The organism is Ruegeria atlantica (assembly GCF_947495585.1).
In the GTDB taxonomy this organism is placed as follows: domain Bacteria; phylum Pseudomonadota; class Alphaproteobacteria; order Rhodobacterales; family Rhodobacteraceae; genus Ruegeria; species Ruegeria atlantica_G.
Genome location: NZ_CANLZK010000010.1, coordinates 21,940 through 43,391, shown reverse-complemented (window position 1 = coordinate 43,391; position 21,452 = coordinate 21,940). Strand labels below are relative to the sequence as shown.

Annotated in this window: 20 protein-coding genes; 9 read left to right on the top strand and 11 right to left on the bottom strand. The window is 55.2% G+C overall.

Features of this window, described 5'->3' with window-relative positions; translation table 11 throughout:
• Positions 1 to 9 precede the first annotated feature (9 nt).
• Genes QMP16_RS16430 through QMP16_RS16415 form a run of 4 tightly spaced genes read right to left on the bottom strand, consistent with a single transcriptional unit; the run spans position 10 to position 3,837 of the window.
• Entirely contained in the window at positions 10 to 1,071 is a 1,062-nt protein-coding gene (locus QMP16_RS16430; RefSeq protein ID WP_282153236.1) for an ABC transporter substrate-binding protein, read from the bottom strand.
• A gap of 17 nt (positions 1,072 to 1,088) precedes the next feature.
• Positions 1,089 to 2,186 (bottom strand): ABC transporter ATP-binding protein, encoded by a 1,098-nt coding sequence (locus QMP16_RS16425; protein WP_282153235.1) that lies wholly within the window; start codon positions 2,184 to 2,186, stop codon positions 1,089 to 1,091.
• Positions 2,183 to 2,971, bottom strand: a complete 789-nt coding sequence (locus tag QMP16_RS16420; protein WP_058278608.1) for an ABC transporter permease — start codon at positions 2,969 to 2,971, stop codon at positions 2,183 to 2,185. The genes QMP16_RS16425 and QMP16_RS16420 overlap by 4 nt, the downstream gene beginning before the upstream one ends.
• Complete coding sequence (locus QMP16_RS16415; RefSeq protein WP_282153234.1) at positions 2,968 to 3,837, bottom strand: ABC transporter permease; 870 nt, start codon at positions 3,835 to 3,837, stop codon at positions 2,968 to 2,970. The genes QMP16_RS16420 and QMP16_RS16415 overlap by 4 nt, the downstream gene beginning before the upstream one ends.
• Before the next feature lie 109 nt (positions 3,838 to 3,946).
• Here QMP16_RS16415 and QMP16_RS16410 point away from each other — a divergent pair, with 109 nt between their 5' ends.
• Positions 3,947 to 4,600 carry a TetR family transcriptional regulator C-terminal domain-containing protein gene (locus QMP16_RS16410; RefSeq protein WP_282153233.1) on the top strand — a complete coding sequence of 218 codons (654 nt, stop codon included), beginning with the start codon at positions 3,947 to 3,949 and terminating at the stop codon, positions 4,598 to 4,600.
• Between the two features lie 439 nt (positions 4,601 to 5,039).
• Here the strand turns inward: QMP16_RS16410 and QMP16_RS16405 are convergent, their stop codons facing one another.
• From QMP16_RS16405 to QMP16_RS16380, 6 genes are read right to left on the bottom strand one after another with little or no spacing between them, the layout of a single operon-like run.
• Positions 5,040 to 6,695 (bottom strand): alkaline phosphatase family protein, encoded by a 1,656-nt coding sequence (locus tag QMP16_RS16405; protein ID WP_282153232.1) that lies wholly within the window; start codon positions 6,693 to 6,695, stop codon positions 5,040 to 5,042.
• Entirely contained in the window at positions 6,692 to 7,927 is a 1,236-nt protein-coding gene (locus tag QMP16_RS16400; RefSeq protein WP_282153231.1) for a Tm-1-like ATP-binding domain-containing protein, read from the bottom strand. The genes QMP16_RS16405 and QMP16_RS16400 overlap by 4 nt, the downstream gene beginning before the upstream one ends.
• A gap of 28 nt (positions 7,928 to 7,955) precedes the next feature.
• Positions 7,956 to 9,440, bottom strand: coding sequence for an aldehyde dehydrogenase (locus tag QMP16_RS16395; RefSeq protein WP_282153230.1), 1,485 nt, complete (start codon positions 9,438 to 9,440; stop codon positions 7,956 to 7,958).
• Positions 9,441 to 9,447: 7 nt separating this feature from the next.
• Positions 9,448 to 10,980: a tripartite tricarboxylate transporter permease gene (locus tag QMP16_RS16390; RefSeq protein ID WP_058278613.1), complete on the bottom strand. Its 1,533-nt coding sequence runs from the start codon at positions 10,978 to 10,980 to the stop codon at positions 9,448 to 9,450.
• Positions 10,981 to 10,989: 9 nt separating this feature from the next.
• Positions 10,990 to 11,526, bottom strand: coding sequence for a tripartite tricarboxylate transporter TctB family protein (locus QMP16_RS16385; RefSeq protein ID WP_108859824.1), 537 nt, complete (start codon positions 11,524 to 11,526; stop codon positions 10,990 to 10,992).
• Positions 11,527 to 11,582: 56 nt separating this feature from the next.
• Positions 11,583 to 12,512 (bottom strand): tripartite tricarboxylate transporter substrate binding protein, encoded by a 930-nt coding sequence (locus QMP16_RS16380; RefSeq protein WP_058274540.1) that lies wholly within the window; start codon positions 12,510 to 12,512, stop codon positions 11,583 to 11,585.
• 108 nt (positions 12,513 to 12,620) lie between these two features.
• On the opposite strand from QMP16_RS16380, the gene QMP16_RS16375 reads away from it, so the two are divergent.
• Positions 12,621 to 13,400, top strand: coding sequence for an IclR family transcriptional regulator (locus QMP16_RS16375; protein ID WP_282153229.1), 780 nt, complete (start codon positions 12,621 to 12,623; stop codon positions 13,398 to 13,400).
• 35 nt (positions 13,401 to 13,435) lie between these two features.
• A complete protein-coding gene (locus tag QMP16_RS16370; RefSeq protein ID WP_282153228.1) occupies positions 13,436 to 14,788 on the top strand; it encodes an aminotransferase class III-fold pyridoxal phosphate-dependent enzyme in 1,353 nt (450 codons plus the stop codon).
• Between the two features lie 33 nt (positions 14,789 to 14,821).
• Here QMP16_RS16370 and hpaR read toward each other — a convergent pair whose 3' ends face one another.
• Entirely contained in the window at positions 14,822 to 15,262 is a 441-nt protein-coding gene (gene hpaR, locus QMP16_RS16365; protein ID WP_058281156.1) for a homoprotocatechuate degradation operon regulator HpaR, read from the bottom strand.
• Positions 15,263 to 15,368: 106 nt separating this feature from the next.
• Between hpaR and QMP16_RS16360 the strand changes: the two genes are divergently transcribed.
• The 6 genes from QMP16_RS16360 (at position 15,369) to hpaH (ending at position 21,443) form a co-directional block, all read left to right on the top strand.
• Positions 15,369 to 15,767: a 5-carboxymethyl-2-hydroxymuconate isomerase gene (locus tag QMP16_RS16360; RefSeq protein ID WP_282153227.1), complete on the top strand. Its 399-nt coding sequence runs from the start codon at positions 15,369 to 15,371 to the stop codon at positions 15,765 to 15,767.
• 3 nt (positions 15,768 to 15,770) lie between these two features.
• Positions 15,771 to 17,279: a 5-carboxymethyl-2-hydroxymuconate semialdehyde dehydrogenase gene (gene hpaE, locus QMP16_RS16355; RefSeq protein WP_282153226.1), complete on the top strand. Its 1,509-nt coding sequence runs from the start codon at positions 15,771 to 15,773 to the stop codon at positions 17,277 to 17,279.
• A gap of 164 nt (positions 17,280 to 17,443) precedes the next feature.
• The gene (hpaD, locus tag QMP16_RS16350) at positions 17,444 to 18,286 is read left to right on the top strand and encodes a 3,4-dihydroxyphenylacetate 2,3-dioxygenase (RefSeq protein WP_282153225.1); all 843 of its coding nucleotides are present in this window, start codon (positions 17,444 to 17,446) and stop codon (positions 18,284 to 18,286) included.
• Between the two features lie 24 nt (positions 18,287 to 18,310).
• Positions 18,311 to 19,792 carry an NAD-dependent succinate-semialdehyde dehydrogenase gene (locus QMP16_RS16345; RefSeq protein ID WP_282153224.1) on the top strand — a complete coding sequence of 494 codons (1,482 nt, stop codon included), beginning with the start codon at positions 18,311 to 18,313 and terminating at the stop codon, positions 19,790 to 19,792.
• A complete protein-coding gene (locus tag QMP16_RS16340) occupies positions 19,792 to 20,646 on the top strand; it encodes a fumarylacetoacetate hydrolase family protein (protein ID WP_282153223.1) in 855 nt (284 codons plus the stop codon). Before QMP16_RS16345 ends, QMP16_RS16340 begins: the two co-directional genes overlap by 1 nt.
• The gene (gene hpaH, locus QMP16_RS16335; protein WP_282153222.1) at positions 20,643 to 21,443 is read left to right on the top strand and encodes a 2-oxo-hept-4-ene-1,7-dioate hydratase; all 801 of its coding nucleotides are present in this window, start codon (positions 20,643 to 20,645) and stop codon (positions 21,441 to 21,443) included. The genes QMP16_RS16340 and hpaH overlap by 4 nt, the downstream gene beginning before the upstream one ends.
• Positions 21,444 to 21,452 lie beyond the last annotated feature (9 nt).

Genomic DNA, 21,452 nt, shown 5'->3' with positions numbered 1-21,452 from the left:
GTGGTTGTGTTAGAAGCCGGCTTTGATCCGTTCAAATTCTGCCAGCATTTTCGCCTCAAGCTCGGGATTCACCGCATCAAAGAACAAACTGCCTTCGAAGAAGCTTTTAGGGTCAGCAAAACCATAGGCTTCGATGTTGGCCTGATCGGCAACTTCGAACGCTTTTGCGTTGGAATGTGGGTAGCCCCAGTTGTCGATGATGTACTGACCGCTGGCAGGGTCAGTGAGAGCGTTCAACAGATCATAGACCTGATCGACCGGAGTCGTGGAAGACTTCAGATGCACGTAACCGCACGCCCAGGTCGCGATGCCCTTATCGACATCACGCATCATGGCGGCAGGCACTTCGTTCCAGATCAGGTTCAGTTCTGACTGGTTCCAGGCCCAACCCAATTCGATCTCACCGCTGGTCATGGCCTGATCAAATTGACCCGCATCGGACCAGTAAAAGCGCATGTTCGGGTGGATCGAGCGCAGGAAATCAGATGCTTCCTTGAACTGCTCGTCGCTCAGATTGGTATAATCGTCGGCGTTTCCAGTGGCCAGCGCGGCCAAGGCGTATGCAGATGACGCGGCATCCGGGACGGCGATCTTGCCTGCATAGGCCGGGTCCGCCAGCATTTGCAGCGAGATATCGTCGCCTGAGATTTTGTCGGTGCGATAGATGAGGCCCGTGTTCCCCCACTCGAACGGCAACATGTAAAGCTTGCCGTCTAGGACGATGGCGTCGACTTCCTTGATCTCGGGCAGTACATCGGCCCAGTTGGTCAGTTTGCTTTCATCCAGCGGCTGGATCAGGTCGGCTGCGACCCATTTCCGGACCGCGTCAGAACAAGGATGCGCCAGATCAGCCGTGAAACCCGAACTCAGTTTCGTAAAGGCTTCTTCCTGACTTCCGAAATAGGAATAGCTTGGCGCCTCGTTCCCGTATTTTTCCATGTAGCTGGCAAAGAACCCGGGGTCTTCATATCCCGACCAGTCAAAAACCGTTAGATCAGCGCCACCTGCTATGGCACTTCCCGTGCCAATTGCCGTCGCACATGCGAAGGCCGCAATTCCCTGTAGTCTCATTTTATCCTCCCACTATTTTACTTTGTGTCTGTACCTAGATCGATCACGCTTGCCCCCTGAAGCCCCAGCCAAACTGCGTCGCCGCGTTTGAAATCGACCGTGTGAAAATAATTTGGAACTGAGACCGAGATTGGTTTCTCAGCTCCCGCAACCTGAATGTGGTAGTGAATGTTCTCGCCATAGAATGCGACGTTGCTGACAGTGCCTTGAACCGTTGATGGATAGTCTTCTGGCTTTTCAGCAGCGATTTCCAATTGTTCCGGGCGAATACCGATGTTCATGTCTTTAGAGCTGGTCGCAACGTTGGGATTTCTCTCAATCTCAATCCGACCGAAGGCGGCTGCATCGATCGACAACATATCGCCGGTTTCACCCAATAACTGGGCAGGCAGTATGTTCATCTCACCGATGAAACTGGCCACTTGCTGATCACAAGGACGGGCGTAAAGCGTGGTTGGTGTATCCACCTGCTTGAGCCGTCCATTGAACATCACGCCGATGCGGTCGGACATGGTCATCGCCTCATATTGGTCGTGTGTGACCATCACGAAAGTGATGCCAAGGGATTGCTGCAGGTTGCGCATTTCAAACTGCATCTGTTCGCGCAATTTCTTGTCAAGAGCGGACAAGGGCTCGTCCAACAACAACACTTTGGGTCGCATGATCAGCGCGCGGGCGAGCGCCACCCTTTGCCGTTGCCCACCCGACAATTCACTTGCGCCGCGATCCTGAAGACCGCCCAGCTCGACCATTTCCAGGGCCTCGGCTACGCGCTGGTCGATCTCACCCTTGGGCGCCTTGCCCCGTAATCCATAGGCCACGTTGTTCCCGACGTTCAGGTGCGGGAAGATCGCGTAGCTCTGAAAGACCATGTTCGTTGGACGGTTGTTGGCAGGCACACCTTCCATATCCTGGCCGTCGATCAGCACGGTGCCCTCGGTCGGTTCCTGGAAGCCCGCGATCATCCGCAATACCGTGGTCTTGCCACATCCCGAGGGGCCGAGGAGTGAGAAAAATTCGCCCTCTTTGAGATCGAGGTTGATCCCGCTCGCAGCCAGGAATGTGCCATAGCGCTTTTCGACGCCCCTGAGTTCTATGATGTTTCTGTCTGTCATCGGACCTCTGATGCGGATGAGCGGCGGCGGAAATACTCGGCCAGCACCAGAAGCAGAACCGAGGTAAGCAGCAGGATAGAACCCAAGGCCAAAACGTTTGGAAGCTTGGCGGGGAAACGGATCTGGCTCCAGATATAGACCGGCAGTGTTGGCTGGTTGCCTGACAGGAAAAAGGCCAGGACGAACTCATCGAAGCTAACCGTAAAAGTGACCAGCATACTGGCTATGATACCGGGGGAAACGACCGGCAGTGTCACGCGGCGGAAAGTTTCGAACACGCCGACGCCCAGATCGTAAGATGCCTCTTCCAGCGACGCGTCGAAGTCATCGAACGCGGACTTCAAGATCGAAACGGAAAATGGCAAGGCGAGGAACGTATGGCCCAGAACAACGGTGAGCAGAGATGGTTTGAGACCAAGAAACAGAAACAGAACCAGCATTGACGAAGCTACGATAATGCCCGGAATAACCAACGGCAGCATCACCAGTCCTTCAGCTGCACGCTGACCCCGAAAACGATAGCGAACAAAGGCACGAGCAGCAAAAAGCCCCATAGCGGTAGATAGAATTGCGACGACCGTGCCGACACCCAGCGAATTCCAAAGGGCCTGGATCAACGTATCCTGTTCGCCCAGCTTCCGATACCAGTCCAGCGTCCAGCCCTTGATCGGAAAGGCAACTATTGTACCGCTATTGAACGAGAACAAAGGTAGGAAAAGAACCGGCAGGTACAGAAAAACCAAATACAGGAAAGCATAGGCTGTCAGGGTCGAGGGGCGCTTCATCTGATCCTCCTCCCAAGCTGGGTGGCGGTAATGACAAACACGATGGCGACGAAGCCGACCGACAGCATCGCGATCAGCGAAAGTGTGGCGCCGAGAGGCCAGTTGTTGGCGGCCCCGAACTGCACCTGAATAAGATTGGCAATCATCTTCCCGTCCGATCCGCCGACCAGCGCTGGGGTCACGTAGTCGCCGACAGTCGGAATGAAGATGATCAGGCAAGCCGCAATGATCCCCGGGATCGTCAGCGGCAGCGTCACCCGCATGAAGCGTTGCAAAGGACTGTTGCCGAGGTCGGTGGCAGCCTCCAACAGGCTTGGATCGATCTTCTGCAACGAGACATAGATCGGCAGGATCGCAAAAGGTGCCCACGCATGAGCAAGCGTCAGCACGACAGCGAATTCGTTGTACAGCAGGAAGTCGAGCGGTTCGTCGATCAGACCAAGCATCATCAGTGCAGAATTCATCACCCCGTTGAACCCAAGGATGAGTTTCCAGGCAAATACGCGCAGCAGATAGCTGGACCAGAACGGAATGGTGATGAGCAGAAGCCAGATAGTCTTTTTCCGGGCCTTCATCGCGATGAAGTACGCGATGGGATAGGCCAGTGCGACAGCGACTACCGTAACTGCTCCGGCAATCCAGATCGACCTTAGCATTAAGTGTCGAACCAGCGGATCAGCAAGCGCGTCGCTATAGTTTTTCAACGTCGGTGTCTTGTCGAGCGTTACGTAGGTTTGGGTCCAGAATGAATAGGCGATCAGGATCACCAAAGGCGCCGCCACCAGAAAGCCCACATATGCCGTGGCTGGTGCGCTGAGGGTATAACCCCGGGACGCTTCGCTATGAAAAATCACCCTATCTCCCATCTCGGTACTTACGAGTCTCTAATGGACGATCGTCCATTTAATGTTGCGCCAGAAAGGCCTTTCGTGTCAATATCCCTGTGAGCTGCCCATATGAGAAGACTTTAAGCTAATGGAATCATTGAATAGAGTGACAGAGCCTAAAGGAAGAAAGCGTGGCTCGAAGCGCGATCCAGAAGCCAACAGGCAGCTTCTGATCAAGGCGACACTGGATACTATTGCTGATATTGGAGTCACCGATACCTCGGTCAGTCGCATCTGCGAGCGCTCAGGTCTGTCGCGCGGAATGATCCATTTGCATTTCGGGGGGAAGGACAATTTGCTGACCGCAGCGGCCCAGCATTTCAGTACTGAGTATTATGCCGAGATGGACAGATTGACCGATCTGGGCTCGGATGCATCGCCCGAAGAGCGAGTGATGGCTGTGATCGAGGCGGATCTGTCCGAAGCTTTGCTCAATCCACGAAGTACGAAAATCTGGCATGCATTCCGAGGCATCGCGAGCTCACACCCAGGTATTGCCCGATACAGCAGCACTCAGGATCCCAAACTTGTCGAGACTTTGCGGCGTGCGTTCACGGAGATAGCCCAACAAAACGGACATGATCCGAACTTGGTGAATGATGCCACCAGCGGAACGCTGGCCCTACTGGAAGGTATGTGGGTAAATTACCTAACCGATATGCAGATTTTTTCGCGACGACGCTCTGCTGAACTTATTCGAAGGTTTTTAGGTGGGCTTTTCCCAGGCAAATTCATGCTGTGAGGCTTGGCGACGCTAAGATTTGAGGTAGAGACAAAGCCCCTTTTTCAAAAGCCGACGACTGGTACTGGTGAGACCCCTTGCAACCAAGTGGTATCCATCTTGCCTTTAAATAAACTCGACGCCCGCTTTGCGCTGGAAGTATGTTGCATATGCACCAACAACGAATACATACCTTCCGCTCAATAGCCCGACAATTCCGTCCAAAAAAACGTCGGCATGACCTGTCGTTCGTTTTTGACAGAACGACAGGTCACACCACCCAATTACTTGACGAAGTTGATGCGTCAAATGCTGGTTAACTATATTCCCGGATCCAGGCCGTTTACTCTCATTTTTTGTTGTTGCCTTGAAGATAATTGAATGGGGTCATCGCAACTGCTTAAACAACTTTGCGACAGATCCGCAAAAGACCCACAACATGACGAAACCCCTGCATGTCTTACAGACGCCTTATCGTTTTCTCTATTAGGTCGTACGGCAGTTCACGCTCATCATAAACACCGATAAAAATACCGACATCAGCCGCACTCCCTTCTCGCTTTTTCAGCAATGTTTCATTTGAAACTGTTGTACGTTGCGATGGACGGCGCGCCCATTCTGACAAGCGCTTCATGAACATGTTGATCACCTCGGCATGGCCCGGGTCGGCACCGAGATCATTCAACTCTTTAGGGTCGTTTTTCAGGTTGAACAATAACGGGCGAAACCCACCATCGGCAAAGATGAATTTCCAATCCTTGTCCGCCAACATGAACAGGCGTGCCTGTTTGGGGTCAAGGCCCAGAGCCGCGGCTTCGGGCGTGGCGGAATAATCATATTCGCTAACCACATACTCGCGCCATGCCTCGGGGGTTTGGCCGTACAGAAACGGCAGTAGCGAGCGGCCTTCGATAACATGATCCGGGACATCGCTACCTGCCAGATCAACAAATGTTGCCGCCAGATCAATACTTTCGACCAACGCGCTACAAACAGTGCCACGTGTTGCGTCTGCTTCTTGTGACGGATCATAGATGATCAGTGGAACGCGCACCGAAGGATCATGGAAGAGATCCTTTTCACCCATCCAATGATCACCAAGGTAGTCCCCATGGTCGGAGGTCACGACGATCATAGTATCTTCCATGTGGCCATTCTCTTCTAGCCAATTGAACAGGCGACCCATCTGATCATCAGCCTGTTTGATCAGCCCCATATAGGCGGGTATCACCTTTTCACGCACACCCGGCTTGCTAAAGGTTTGGCCGATTTCGTTCTGCATGAATTGTTCATAGACAGGATGTGGATTTTGTAATTCACCATCCGAGCGGACCACCGGCAAAACATCTTCCGCACCGTACATGTCATGATACGGCGCTGGAACAATGTAAGGCCAGTGCGGCTTGATATAGGAAAGGTGGCACATCCATGGCCCAGCCGAATTTGCATCCTGCGTTTGAATAAATTCAATCGCCTGTCCCGTCAGCCACGGCGTTTCGCTATCTTCTTCCTTGATGTTTGCAGGCTTATCTGCGTGCCGCATAAACCAACCCGAAGCGACACCACCTTCTTCATCAACCCCGGCATTGGCATTGTGCTGCCAGGGGTTTTCAGCCTCATACCCCTGCCCTTTCAGATACTCGTTATAGGGTGAACGTCTTTTGTCATAAAAGCCTTGCGGCCCCTCACCCCATAAGCCGTCATCACGTAGGAAGACATCAAAACCACATTCCGCGACACGTGCTCCGATCACTCCGTTGCGCGAAATGCCCAGACGGTCCATCCCTGCCTGATCCACGCTCATATGCGTCTTTCCGATCAACCAACTATCCATCCCACGTTCGCGCAGATGATCGCCCAGCGTGACCTCTCCGACCTTGAGCGGAAAATTATTCCAGGCAGCGCCGTGGCTGTGTACGTAACGCCCTGTGTAAAAGCTCATCCTTGAAGCACCGCAGATGGGCGATTGAACATAGCAATGGGAAAACCGCACGCCCTTGGCCGCCAGCGCATCCAGATGGGGGGTGTTCAAACTCGGATGTCCGGTGCAGCTCAGGTAGTCGTACCGCAGCTGATCGAACATGATAAACAGGATGTTCTTGGCTTTTCTGGTCATGTCGCCTTAACCACCCCTTCATTCATCCATTTGTCGAACTGTTTGAGTACAGCATCGCAGAAGGCGTCGTCATTGATATGGGCGTCAATTTCCGTAGTTGATGCAACCGCAGGCATCACGTTGCGGGCCTCGTCAACCATTTCGGCAAGCGCTTCCGGGTCATGCGCTTCCTGACCTTCGCGATCCCATTCCTCAACACCGCCGGTCGGCAGGAAAAAATGGGTTGGGCCGGTAGCCTGTTTCAGACGATCGGCCATTTCCCGAATAGCGGCCCGTCGCTCTTTTGCATTGAACACCGCACTTTTGATCAGGCGATTATGTTCATGGAACGGGCGGTCGGCATATTGGTCGGGAATGTCCTGCCAACCGGCAAAATCCAAAAGATCCAGCGCGCCTGGGGCCACCATTTGCGGCACGCCCGCGCGCCCGGCATTTGTCAGCCGGTCCTGCCCCGAGGACACCAGCGAACCTGCGAGCAGGTTGGCAAATTCCTGCATGCAGAAATCCATTACACAGCAGAACGCGCCCTCTCCCGCAAGTTTCTCAAATGCCATACCGCCCATGCCCGTTGAATGGAACACGGCCACTTCATATCCCCTATCTTCCAAAGCAGGTTTCAGGGTTTTCATATAACGCAGGCAGGATGAGCCCAACGAGGTCATTCCGATCATCGGGCGATCTCGCCGGGGGCGCTGGACGGCGCGGGCTGCGCCTAAAACAGCGCCTGCGGCCTGGCTTAACGATGAGCGGCAAACCGAGTTCATACCATAAAGCCCGCCAGCCCACAGGATCATTTGAATATCCGGCGCCAAACGGTGTGGCGGAATCAGCGGTGAAAAACTGACGGTGGAGACGATGTATTTCGGCACGCCCATTGGCAAAGCCTGCGCACAATCCAGCGCCAGATCGGTGCCCATCGTGCCACCAGTTGCGAGCATCCCATCAAATTTTCCCTCGGCGTAGACCTGCGCCACAAGCGCTGCTGCGCCCTGCGACATCACGCGAAAAGCCTTGTTTTCGTCACCCAGCGCGATCACCTCTTCTATGGTCATACCACCGGCCGCGGCCACATCATGTTTGGAAATGTCTGTGGGCGTGGTGGGATCCCCAAGAACCGAGACGTCCATGGTCAGCACGTTGCCACCCTGCGCAGTGATGCATTCTTCGATGTAGCGCATCTCGGGGTCTTTGGTGTCATAGGTGCCGATCAGCAAGATAGTCTTTTCGCCCATGGTAATCTTCTCCTTGCAGGCTATCGTCTTACAGCTGAATCCAGGCTGTTTTCAGATCGAAATACTTTTCCATTGCGTGCAAAGACTTGTCGTGACCGTTGCCCGACTGCTTTACTCCGCCCAAAGGCACAGTGGCGTCCGCACCGCCATAAGTGTTGACGTGAACAACACCAGAGCGGATGCCCGCCACCATGCGATGTGCACGGCTCAGATTTGCAGTCCACACGCCCGAAGCCAATCCATAAACGCTGTCATTTGCCAGGCGCAGTGCCTCATCTTCGTCTCTGAACGGTGTCACGGCCAAAACCGGACCAAAGACCTCATTGCGGAACAGATTGTCGGTGGGTTTGACCCCGTTCATTACAGTGGGTGCCATAAAATAACCGCCCGTTTCCGTCAGAATTCGGTCACCGCCGGCACGGCGCTCAGCACCTTCCGCTTCGGCTTGGGCGACGAAATCCAGATTGCTTTCCAATTCCGGCAATGAGTGCACTGCCCCGATCTGTGTGTTCAAATTCAGCGGGTCGCCGACGCGGAAGGCCCGCGCGTGTTTAACGATCTCGGCGACGAAGTCTTCGTGAATATCCTCCTGCACCAGCAGGCGCGATCCCGCGACGCAAATCTGACCTGAATTTCGGAAAATACCTGCGGCGGAGACCTTGGCCGCCTGCGCGAGATCCGGGGCGTCGTTGAACACGATGTTGGGGGACTTTCCGCCAAGCTCCAAGTAGCAGCGTTTCAAGTTCGAGCGCGCGGAATATTCCAGAAGCCGCCGCCCTGTCGCACCCGAGCCGGTAAAAACCATGATGTCGACATCCATCGACAGGGCCAGTGTTTCACCAACCACGCTGCCTTTGCCTGTGACAACGTTCAGGACACCGTCCGGCACACCTGCCTCAAGCGCCAATTCGGCCAATCGCAAAAGTGATAGCGAGGCCGATTCCGCAGGTTTCAACACCACCGAGTTGCCCGCCGCCAGCGCCGGCGCGATCTTCCACGCGCCAATCATCATCGGCATGTTCCAAGGCACAATCGCCCCCACAACGCCGACAGGCGCATGATGCACAAGACCCAGCACATTTTCAGCCGTCGGCGCGATCTGACCATAGATCTTGTCTATGGCCTCGCCATAATAGCGGAACGTGCCCGCAGCCGACATCGGCTCTGCCTTCATGGCCATGTTGATCTCAGTGCCGTTGTCCCGCACACCCAGAACGGCCAGTTCCAAAGCGTGTTCTTCAATCAGATCGGCCAGTTTCAACAACACCTTCTTGCGTACAGAAGGTGCAGCCCGCGACCAGCGTCCGTCTTCAAACGCCGTGCGGGCCGCCGCAATAGCCCGCTCCATATCCGCGGGGGTGCCCTCGGCAATTTGAGTTAGAACCTGACCGTCAATTGGAGAAATGACATCTAGTTGCCCACCTTCCGCTGCGGCCTCGTGACGCCCGTCAATCAGAAGGCTCCGGGCCTGTACGGGCTGACCACGTAGCGCGTCGATGGCAAGTTGATCCATAGGTCGCCTATCCTTGCTGGTTCGGATTATCGGAATCCACGGGTTGCATCGTAGGTTCCGGCCGCAATTTGTTTTTGAATTCGAAATACAGCGTTCGGCAGTGCAGGATCAGGATCAGAACGATCAGACCAAACAGAATGGCCGCGATGGGCCGGTCGATGAAGTCGAGCGGCGTTTTGACCCGTGCCATTGCGCTGCGCAGCTTGGTTTCCATGATGCCGCCAAGAACCATGCCCAAAATGATTGGAACAATCGGCAGGTCCAGCCGTTTTAGGATCAGACCAAAGACACCAAATCCGGCCGCGATGGCGCAGTCGGTGATCGAATTGCGCAAGCTGTAGACCCCCACGAATGCCAAAATCAGGATCATGACACCAAGGAACCGGGTCGGGATCTGGATAATCTTCAGCAGCAGGTTCGTCGAAAATAACAAGAACACAAGAACGATCACGTTAAGCAGGATCAGCGCCATATACAGGGCCAATACGAAATCCATCTGATTTTCGAACAGCTGAGGTCCGGGGATCACGTTGTGGACATAAAACACCGACAGCATCATCGCCGTCAGCGCCTCGCCGGGAATACCCAGAGCCAGCAGAGGAATCATCGCAGCGCCTGGGACAGCATTGTTCGCCGCCTCGGACGCTACAAGTCCCTCGGGTGAGCCATCACCAAACTTTTCTGGGTTCTTTGACGTCTTTTGAGCATAGGTGTAGGACAAAAATTGCGATGTAAACTCGCCCGTGCCCGGCACCATGCCCATGAAAACACCGATACTTGAGGACACAGTAGCAACGCGTTTCACGCCCAGAAGTTCTTTGAGGCCAGCAAAGATATTGCCACTTACATGGGTGTCGCCTGGCGCGTGGTTCTTTTCCAATAGCAGCAGAAATGCCTGGCTAATCGCAAACAGACCCAGCACGACCACAATGAGATCAATGCCCGAAGCCAGCCAGCTTTGATCAAAGGTGAACCGGCGGGTGTATTTCACGGGCTCCAGCCCCACCGAGTTCAGGAAAATACCGAAGGCCGCCAGCATACCAGCGGCAAAAATCTGCCCCCGATGGGCCAGCACAACCAGAATGATGCCCAATAGCGCGGCCAGGAATATCTCGCGGCTGCCGAAATGTGGGGCGACAAGGGCCAGAACCGGTGACAACACCATCAGACAGATAATCGCAAACACGCCCCCGAAGAACGAGGCCGAATACGCCAGCGACAGCGCACGGTGGCCTTGCCCCCGTTTGGTCATGGGATATCCGTCATAGGTGGTCAGCGCGTTCACCGCTGTGCCGGGTGTGTTGATCAGAATCGCGGGAATGGCTCCGCCATACATGGACGAGCCGTAGATACCCAATAACAGGGTTAGTCCTACGATGGGCTCGAACGCAAAGGTGGCAGGCAACAGGATTGCGATGGCCACCGCCGCACCCACGCCGGGCAATGCCCCGATGATGACGCCGCCGATCGAACCGATCAGCAGGGCCACGATTACCTGCCATTGTAGCAGGATTGAAATACCGGAAAGAAGCGTTTCCATAGTGGCCCCTTACAGATAGGTCAGCGCAAAGGCGCGCACGGAATCCGGAAGGTATTCATAGACCGCTCCGGCGGGGATTTTGACCTGAAGAAAGCCACGGAAAACGATGGTGACCACAAAGCCGAACAACGCAGCTATTCCGATAGCATTTGCACCACGAAACCCTACACGAAGGGTCAGGAAGACTGCGAACAACATGGTTGAGGGCAGATATCCTAGCTGCGGAACCACCAGCACATAGATCAGGAAATAGGCAACATATTCGAACGAACGAACCCAAAACCCGACCTCGGTCCAGCGGCCGCTGATCCGGTCTGACAAGGCCGAGCTAAGCCAATGCAGAAACCCGAACACCACCATGCACCAGATTGCAATTGTGGGCCAAAGACCCGGCTGCGCGAACCATTTGGTTCGTTTGACGACCTTGGTCTGATCACCCAGTTGGGACAAAAGAAACACCGCGAATGCCAGAAACAGTACGGCGAAAACGACATCGCCGGGTCGGCGATATCTTTTGAACATGTCCTGTAAAGTCTTTGCAATCATCGTTTCCTCCCAACCTGAAAGAGGCGTGAGGCAGTGCCCCACGCCCATTCTGGATCTTACTCGCCCAGAATTTCTTCAATCTTAGCGAAAGAGGATTTGTCTTGCTCAATCTGAGCGTTGGATGCGTCTGGGTCCTGCCAGTAGATCAGAGCACCGGTTTCCTCAGCAAGCTGCTTGGCCTTGTCCGACTGCACCGCCTTTTGTGCTGCTGCAGTGATTTTTTCGCGTGCCTCGGGTGGTGTATCCTTGTGAACGAACAGGCCGTTCCACAATGCCAGCGGCAGATCCGGGTTGAGCTCGACGATCGTCGGCGTATCGGGGATCAGCGAAATCCGCTCGCCGCCAATGCTCGCCAGAATATTCACGTCATCCAGGCAAGGTAGAACAAGTTGCAACGTGGTGTTGATGACGTCCACGTCACCCGATGCCAGCGTGTTGCAATCCAACGCGTCAAAGGCTGCTTCACTTGCAAAATCAAATCCGCTGCTTACAGCAGCAGCAAAGGTGACCTGCGTGGGCGGCAAGACCGAGCCGAAATGACCAAGCGCCAAATCGTTGTCCTTGCCGTGTTCTGCCAGTTCTTCCCAGTTCGAGAACGGCGCATCCTTGCTGGATGCGATTACGAATGGGTAAGTCAGAAAAATACCGATCGGATCAAACGGGTTCGGGTTCAGTTCAGGGATACCGATTTCCGGTCCAATGACGGGAACGCCAATGACGAAAGAACCAATAGTGTATCCGTCCGCCGGAGCGGTGGCGACTTCGACTGCACCTGGGAACGGACCGCCGCCGCCGCCGGGCTTGTTCACGACCGCGGCCGGGACGTCGTACATGGCTTGAAATTCGTCCGCGATCATTCGCGTAAGCACGTCCTCAAGGTCGCCCGGAGGCCATGGAACCACGAAGGTTACTGGTTTCTCTGGATACTCTGCCAGTGCAGCGGTTGCTGACGCTACAAATGCGGCGGTTGCTAGAAATTTCTTCATTGACACCTCCCGTTAGTGGTTCAATAAATGAACCACGTTAACAATAATAATGTTGCGTTGTTAAGTTAATTCTGTCAAGTATAACCTGACCGGGAGGAGGCAAAACACATGGGCACCGCACTTAATGCCTTGAAAATGCTAGAGTACTTTTCAAGCTCTCAGCCGGAAATCGGGCTAAGTCACATTGCGCGCCTGGCTGGTTTGAACAAGGCGACCGCCCTCCGCCACTTACGAGCACTGGAAGAGTTCGGCCTAATCGAGCAGAATCCGCAGACGAAATCATATGCCATCGGACCAGCTGCTCTACGGTTGGCCGCCCTGCGCGAACTTGCCAAGCCCGGCCTTGATGGTGCACGCCAGAAAATGCAGGCCGCGATGCATGAGGTTGGCGAGAGCCTGCACCTTACCCTGCTTGAGAAAGACACTCTGCAAACTGCGCTGGTGGTTGAAACCACGCAGCACAGCGTTCGCGTAAGTCTCGACCCTAGCGAAATTATTCCGGTCAACGCGACTGCTTCGGGATTGTGCATGCTGAGCTTCGGTCCCGCTTTCCTTCTGGAACGCTTGGAATCCGACACACTCACCCGATTTACCGAGGCAACAATGACGGACCCAGAGATTATCCGTGACCGGGTTGCACAAATCGGTCAGGCGGGCTGGGCCAATAGTAATGGCAGCTTTGAAGATGGTGTCTTCGGATATGCGGCGCCTATCTTCGGTATTGATCAGATCGCGATTGGAACCATTGCGATTGCCGTTCCCGAAATTCGTGCAACCAGCGCGCGGCAGCCGTTGATTTTGACCTCACTCCACACTCTTTCGAAAGAACTGACCGCAAACTTTGGCGGCCAGACGCCCGAAACTTTTCCAACCGAATTCCACCCATGATTGACGGGCGGACTAAATCTCCGGAGACACGCTACATGAAAGACTCCAACTTTCTGAAGGAAAACAACGCCCGACATTTCTGGCAACCAATGGCGCACCCGGCCGACAGCCAGAAAAACCCGCCGACCATTCTGACCGGAGGTGAAGGGGTCAGCATCATTGATGTAGATGGTCACAAGGCGCTGGATGCAGTAGGTGGCTTATGGAACGTCAACCTGGGCTATTCCTGTGATCCGGTAAAGCAGGCCATCACCGATCAACTGAACGCGCTACCCTATTATTCAACCTTTCGCGGCACCAGCAACGACAAGGCGATCGAATTGTCTTATGAGTTGGCGCAGTTCTTTGCGCCTGACGGATTGACCCGTGCATTCTTTACTTCGGGTGGATCGGATTCGGTTGAGATCGCGCTGAAACTGGCGCGCCAGTATCACAAAGTACGCGGCGAGGCTGGCCGTACCAAGTTCATCAGCTTGAAACAGGGCTATCACGGCACCCACTTCGCGGCTGCCTCGGTCAATGGCAATCAGAAGTTCCGTGCGGCTTATGAGCCGATGATGCCGGGCTGTTTCCACGTGCCCGCGCCCTGGACCTATCGCAATCCGTTCGATGAGACGGACCCCGAGCGTCTTGCGCAGCTTTGCGTAAAAGCGCTGGAGGCCGAAATCGCATTCCAGGGTGCAAACACCGTCGCCGCATTTATTATGGAGCCAATCTTGGGCGCAGGCGGAGTGATCCCGCCGCACAAGAGCTTTATGCCCATGGTGCGTGAGGTCTGCTCAAAGCACGGAATTCTGTTAATTTCGGACGAAATCATTACTGCCTTTGGGCGTACAGGCAGCGAAAGTGGCGCGAGACATTGGGGGGTGCAGCCCGATATCATGACAACGGCCAAAGCCATCACAAACGGCTATTTCCCATTCGGCGCGGCAATGATCTCAGGCGCGGTTGCGGAGGTGTTCGAAAGCGACACTACCGGCAGAGCTTCTGTCGATCAGGGCTACACCTATTCCGGGCACCCGGTTGGCGCGGCCGCAGCCTTGGCCACGCTTGCCGAGATCAACCGCCTGCGAGTTTGGGAAAACGCAGCTGCACGGGGGGATGAGTTGTTTGCCGGGTTGAAAAAACTGGCCGACAAATACGACATAATCGGTGACGTGCGAGGGGGTGAAGGCCTGATGTGCGCGCTCGAGCTGGTTTCGGACCGTGCGACCAAAGCGCCAATTGCCAAACATCTTCCGCTGCAGATTCAAAAAGCGACTTATGAAGATGGGGTTATGGTCCGTGTGTCTGGAAACAACATCATATTGTCTCCGCCGCTGGTCATCACGTCTGATGACGTAGCCAAGATCCTGTCAGCCCTGGATACTGGACTAGCGAGACTTTAGTGATCACGCTGGCCCCGGTCTTCAAGGTCGGGGTCAAACCTTTACGGCCTGCAATTCCTCAAGTAGATCCAGTAGGTTGTCGATTTTTTCCTGTCCCATTTGCGCCTCGATTGTATTGTGAATCGCCAGCGAGGTCGCAAGGTTCTCTTCAAGAATTTGACGCCCCTCATCGGTGATCTTCACCATGGTGCGGCGCTTATCCGTGCTGCCCTGACGGCGGGATATCTGCCCATCAGTCTCCATCGTGCGTAGAATTCGCGTCAGGCTGGGAAGCAAAAGGCAGGCCTCATTTGCAATAGTGCTTTGTTCCACTTCGCCCATTTCGTCCAGAACACGAAGGATACGCCACTTTTGCTCGGTCAGCTGTATCCCCTGCAGCATATCCCGAATTGGGGCCATAACGGTTTCGCGTGCGCGCAGCAGGGCGATCGGAAGAGCGCGAGAGGTTCTCGTGGTATGGCTTTGTCGGTTCATTCCAGCCTTCTAGAACGCCATTTCAGGAATTGCAAAGATTAACAAAGCAAGTTCTTGACGGTCGTGATACAATTTACTAAACATGTTAAGTAGTAAAGGAGAGGTCATGCCACACTTCCACGTCGAATACTCCGGCAATCTGGACGATCGGGTCGACATCGGTGGCTTGTGCGAATGCATACGAGACACCGCTGCGGGGATTGAGGCCTTTCCAATGCCGGGAATTCGCGTACGCGCCACGCGTGTTGACTATTTTGCCATTGCGGATGGAGATCCCAAGCATGGCTTTGTGGACATCTCAATCCGCCTGCGTGCTGGCCGTCCTGACGACGTTAGGAAGGACGCAACACAGCGTATCTTTGACTCGGTTGAGGCGTATCTGGAACAGGCCTTCTCGAAACACTCTATCGCGCTTTCACTAGAGATGCGTGACATCGACCCAGACCTTTCGCCCAAGACCGGCACAATCCGGAATCATTTGGCTGCGACAAAGCAGGAGACCTGACGCATGAGCGTACTGGATACGAATATCGAGAAACTGGCAGGCTTTGTGGCCCGGTTCAAAGAAACGGGCATCAAGAACCGTATCGCGGGCGAAGACCGGGATGGCGCAGCGGGCGTTTTCCAATCCTCCTCTCCGGTGGATAAATCGGTGATCTGCGACGTTGCACACGGCACGTCCGACGATATCGACGCGGCGGTCAAAGCGGCCCATGCCGCCTTTACTGAATGGCGCGACATGCCCGCCACCGAACGCCGCCGGATCCTGTTGAACGTTGCCGATGCCATCGAAGCCCGGGCCGAAGAAATTGCGCTGTGTGAATGTTGGGATACGGGCCAAACATTACGGTTCATGTCCAAGGCCGCGCTGCGCGGTGCCGAGAATTTTCGCTACTTTGCGGATCAAGTCGTGCAGGCTCGCGACGGGCAGCACCTGAAATCGCCGACGTTGATGAATATCACCACCCGTGTACCTATCGGCCCGGTTGGTGTGATCACTCCGTGGAACACGCCCTTCATGCTGTCGACGTGGAAAATCGCACCCGCTCTGGCTGCGGGCTGCACCGTGGTCCACAAACCAGCCGAAGACTCGCCTTTGTCCGCCCGCCTGTTGGTTGAAATCGCTGAAGAGGCAGGGCTGCCCAAGGGCGTGCTGAATACCGTGAACGGTTTTGGCCCTGATGCCGGTAAGGCGTTGACAGAGCACCCCTTGATCAAAGCCATCGCTTTTGTCGGAGAAAGCCGGACAGGCAGCATCATCACAAAGCAGGGTGCCGATACGCTAAAGCGGATGCACTTGGAACTGGGTGGTAAGAACCCCGTTATCGTGTTTGATGACGCCGATCTGGACCGGGCTCTGGATGCGGTGATTTTCATGATCTACTCGATCAATGGTGAGCGCTGCACCTCGTCCTCGCGGTTACTGGTACAGGACACAATCAAGGAAGAGTTTGAGGCCAAACTGGTCGAGCGTGTGAACAACATCAAAGTCGGACACCCCCTGGACCCTGCAACCGAGATCGGCCCGCTGGTCACCGAGGAGCATTACAACAAGGTGACCTCATACTTCGACATCGCCGAAGAGGATGGTGCAACTGTCGCGGCTGGTGGCGTCAAGGTTGGTGATGACGGGTATTTCGTACGCCCGACATTGTTTACCAATGCCAACAACAACATGCGCATCGCGCGAGAGGAAATATTTGGCCCCGTGCTAACTTCCATTCCATTCTCAACCGAAGAAGAAGCGCTGCAGATCGCCAATGACACGCCCTATGGGTTAACCGGCTATGTCTGGACCAACGACCTTACACGCGCCCTGCGCTTTACCGATAAGTTGGAAGCTGGGATGATCTGGGTGAACTCGGAAAATGTTCGCCACCTGCCCACGCCCTTTGGCGGGGTAAAGGCTTCGGGTATCGGTCGCGACGGCGGTGATTGGAGCTTTGACTTCTATATGGAGCAGAAACACGTGGGCTTTGCCACTGGTCAGCACAAGATTATGCAGTTGGGAAAGTAACGCCTTCCGAGCGACGTCTGGTCAAGGTGCCGCTCGTAAGAAGATAAGATACGCGCGCGCATCTATGGTCCATGAACTCTTTGAGAGTCGGACCAAACGACGTCTGGTCGTCCGCTCTCCCTTCCAAAGCGGTCAGACGCCACCTTAAGTGAGGAGGAACTGTCATGGGAAAGATTGTACAGGCTGCTAAGATCACACATGTGCCCAGCATCTGGATGTCCCACACGATGCCGAAATACAAAGGAATCCGGCAACCTGCGATAGATGGCTACGCACGTCTGCGTCAGGACGCGATTGACCGCGAGGTCGACACCTTCATCGTGTTCGATACACATTGGATCACCAATCAGGGCTTTCACCTGAACACAAAAGAGCGCCACAAGGGCCGTTTTATTAGCCATGAACTGCCGCACATGCTGGCGGATATGGAGTTCGACTATCGCGGTGATCCCGACCTTGGTGAAACTATCCTTGACGTTCTGAGAGAGCGAGGGGAACGGGCACTGGGTCATTCGCATCCTGACATGGGAATGGAGTACGGTACCCTTTTGCCGATGCATTTTATCAATGACGATGTGAATGCCCGGGTTCTGCCAGTTGCGGTCAACCAGTTCTCGTCCATCGCTGAGAACCGCGTTTGGGGTGAAGCCATCGCCGAAGGCATCCGGCGTTCGAACCGCAATGTTTCTATTCTGGCCTCCGGGTCTCTAAGTCATGACTTCACGCCGAATGAGCGCTCGGTCGAGGGTCTGAACGCAGTGAATGGCGAGTTCAATCGCCAGATGGATATGCGCGTTCTCGAATTGTGGGAACAGGGCCGGTTCGAAGAATTCTTGGACCTTTTGCCTGACTACGCCAAGAAATGTACGGGCGAGTGTGCGATGAACGACACTGCGCTGCTGTTCGGTGCGTTGGGATGGGGCAGTTACAAAGGCGAGATCGACATCTACACCCCGTATTTCGGTAGTTCCGGAACGGGTCAGGCAAATATCAGCTTTTCGGTCTGAGGCCGAGACACGGGAATCCTGCAAATGACAGACTTACGTCTCAACGACCCCACGTTGCTTATTGAAGCGGCGCGGGTTGGCTCCAAATGGGTCGGTGCCACTGAGGTATCCACCACTCTGGAAGTGACCAACCCGGCAACTGGTGATCTAATCGGACGAGTCCCCAATCTTGGGGCGGCCGAAACGGCCGAAGCAATCGCCGAAGCGCACCGTGCACAGAAGGGCTGGGCCAAGCTCACAGCGAAGGACCGCAGCCAAATTCTGCGCCGCTGGTATGACCTGATGATCGAAAACCAGGATGATCTTGGCGCTATCCTGACCGCCGAGCAGGGCAAGCCGCTGGCTGAGGCCAAGGGTGAAATCGCTTATGGTGCCAGCTTCATCGAATGGTTCGCTGAAGAGGCCCGCCGCGCCTATGGCGACGTTACCCCGGGCCACGCGCCGGATAAGCGGATCATCACAATCAAACAGCCGATTGGGGTTGTTGCCGCGATCACGCCGTGGAATTTCCCCAATGCCATGATCACGCGAAAGGCGGGACCGGCTCTGGCGGCAGGCTGTTCCATGGTGCTCAAACCTGCCAGCCAGACGCCGTTCTCGGCTATCGCGCTGGCGGTTTTGGCCGAGCGAGCCGGGTTGCCTGCGGGATTGTTCTCGGTCATCACTGGATCAGCGCGCGCCATCGGAGGTGAGATGACCTCGAGCAAAATCGTGCAAAAATTGACCTTTACCGGGTCCACCGAAATCGGCGCGATGCTTTATGCGCAATGCGCACCGACGATCAAGAAGCTAGGTTTGGAATTGGGCGGCAACGCGCCGTTTATCGTTTTTGACGACGCAGATATAGACGCGGCCGTCGAAGGGGCGGTGATCGCCAAGTTCCGAAACAACGGCCAGACCTGCGTCTGCGCCAACCGCATCTATGTCCAGTCTGGGGTCTACGACACGTTCGCCGAAAAACTGGCCGCTAAGGTCGCAAAACTGCCGACTGGAAACGGCTTTGACGAGGGCACCGTCTTTGGCCCACTAATCGATCAAGCCGCAGTCGCGAAAGTGTCTGAGCATATCAAAGACGCAACCGCCAAGGGTGCAACAGTAACACTGGGCGGCAAGCCGCACGCCCTTGGCGGCACATTCTTCGAGCCGACCATCCTGATTGGCGTGACCGCAGACATGGCGGTGGCGACCGAGGAAACCTTCGGCCCAGTCGCGCCCTTGTTCAAATTCGACAGGGAAAGCGAAGTTATCGCAGCCGCCAATGATACCGAATTCGGCCTCGCCTCGTACTTCTATTCCCGCGACATGGCCCGTGTTTGGCGCGTGTCAGAAGCATTGGAATATGGCATGGTCGGGATCAACACCGGCCTGATCTCAACTGCCGAAGCGCCCTTTGGAGGCGTTAAGATGTCAGGTCTGGGGCGCGAGGGGTCGCGCCATGGGCTGGATGACTTCATGGAACTCAAATACTTGTGCATGGGTGGCATTGACGCCGCCGAGGAGGCCTGATGCGCTTTGCAACTTTCAACGCAAACGGAGCAACTTTTTTCGGCGCGATCACCAAGGACGGTGCAATTGCGCTAAACGACGCCTTTCCCGATCAGGCCAGCCTTTATGAGGTGATCGCCGCGGGCACGTTTGAACAGTTGACCGAGGCCGCAGCAGGCCGGGAAGTAACCCACAAGGAATTCACTTACGAAATGGTGATGCCGGATGTCCGCCGCATCCTCTGCGTCGGAGTGAACTTTCCCGACCGCAACGCAGAATACAAAGACGGCAGCGAACAGCCGAAATACATGTCGTTGTTTCCGCGCTTTGCCAGCGGTTTCACCGGGCACAACCGCCCGCTGATCCGTCCTCCGGAAAACCACACGCTGGATTATGAGGGCGAGGTCGTTATCGTGATTGGCAAATCCGGTCGGCGAATCTCGCAGGAAGATGCCTATGACCACATCGCAGCCCTAACCTTGTGTAACGAAGGCACAATTCGCGACTGGGTCCGCCATGCCAAGTTCAACGTCACACAGGGAAAGAACTGGGACAATTCCGGTGCCATCGGTCCGTGGCTAGTGCCATTCACCGACGCGGCCCAGTTGGACGATGCCCGAATTCAGACCCATGTGAATGGCGAGTTGCGCCAGGACGATACACTGAATCGCATGATGTTCCCGATAAGGCGCGAGATCGAATATATTTCGACCTTCATGACGCTTCTGCCCGGTGACATCATCGTCACCGGCACCCCGACGGGTGCGGGCGCGCGGTTTGATCCACCGAAATACCTAGAACCGGGTGACGTAGTGGAAATCTCAGTCGAGGGCATTGGAACGCTGCGCAACACAGTCGAGGACGAACAGGTATGACCCCCGAAGATCATGCCCGTGCCGCGGCCGACTTATTGCAGGCTGAATGCTCGCACGAACAGATTGGCCTTTTGACACTGCGCCATCCCGAAATGGGAATGAGCGACGCCTATGAGGTGCAGAACGCCATTTATCGAAAGAAATTGGCCGAAGGGCGCAAGGTGATCGGCTGGAAAATCGGGTTGACCTCGAAAGCGATGCAATATGCGCTGAATATCGATATTCCCGACAGCGGAATTTTGTTCGATGATATGAAGTTCGATCACGGCGGAACCGTTCCTGCGGGCCGGTTCATCCAGCCCCGGATCGAGGCTGAGATTGCTTTTGTCATGAAATCTGCGGTAGGCGGAGAAAACGTCACCCGTGACGACATCATTGCCGCCACGGATTACGTCGCGCCTTCAATTGAAATCCTCGACACGCGTATTCAGCGTGTCGACCCCGCGACCGGACAAACACGTACAGTCTATGACACAATAAGCGACAACGCCGCCAATGCGGGCATCGTGTTGGGCCCTGAGCGTCACGCGATAGATGCATTTGATTTGCGTTGGGTCGGGGTACTGACCTTCCGCAATGGTGAGATCGAGGAAACCGGTCTGGGCGCGGGTGTTCTGAACGACCCGGTCGAAAGCGTCGTCTGGCTGGCCCGTCGCATGGCGCAGTACGACCAGAGCATAGAACCGGGCCAGGTGGTCTTGTCCGGTAGCTTTATTCGACCCGTCGAATGCCCGCCGAGCACCGAAATCCATGCTGATTTCGGACCATTTGGCTCGGTCGATATCAACTTTGCCTAAAGGAGGTCG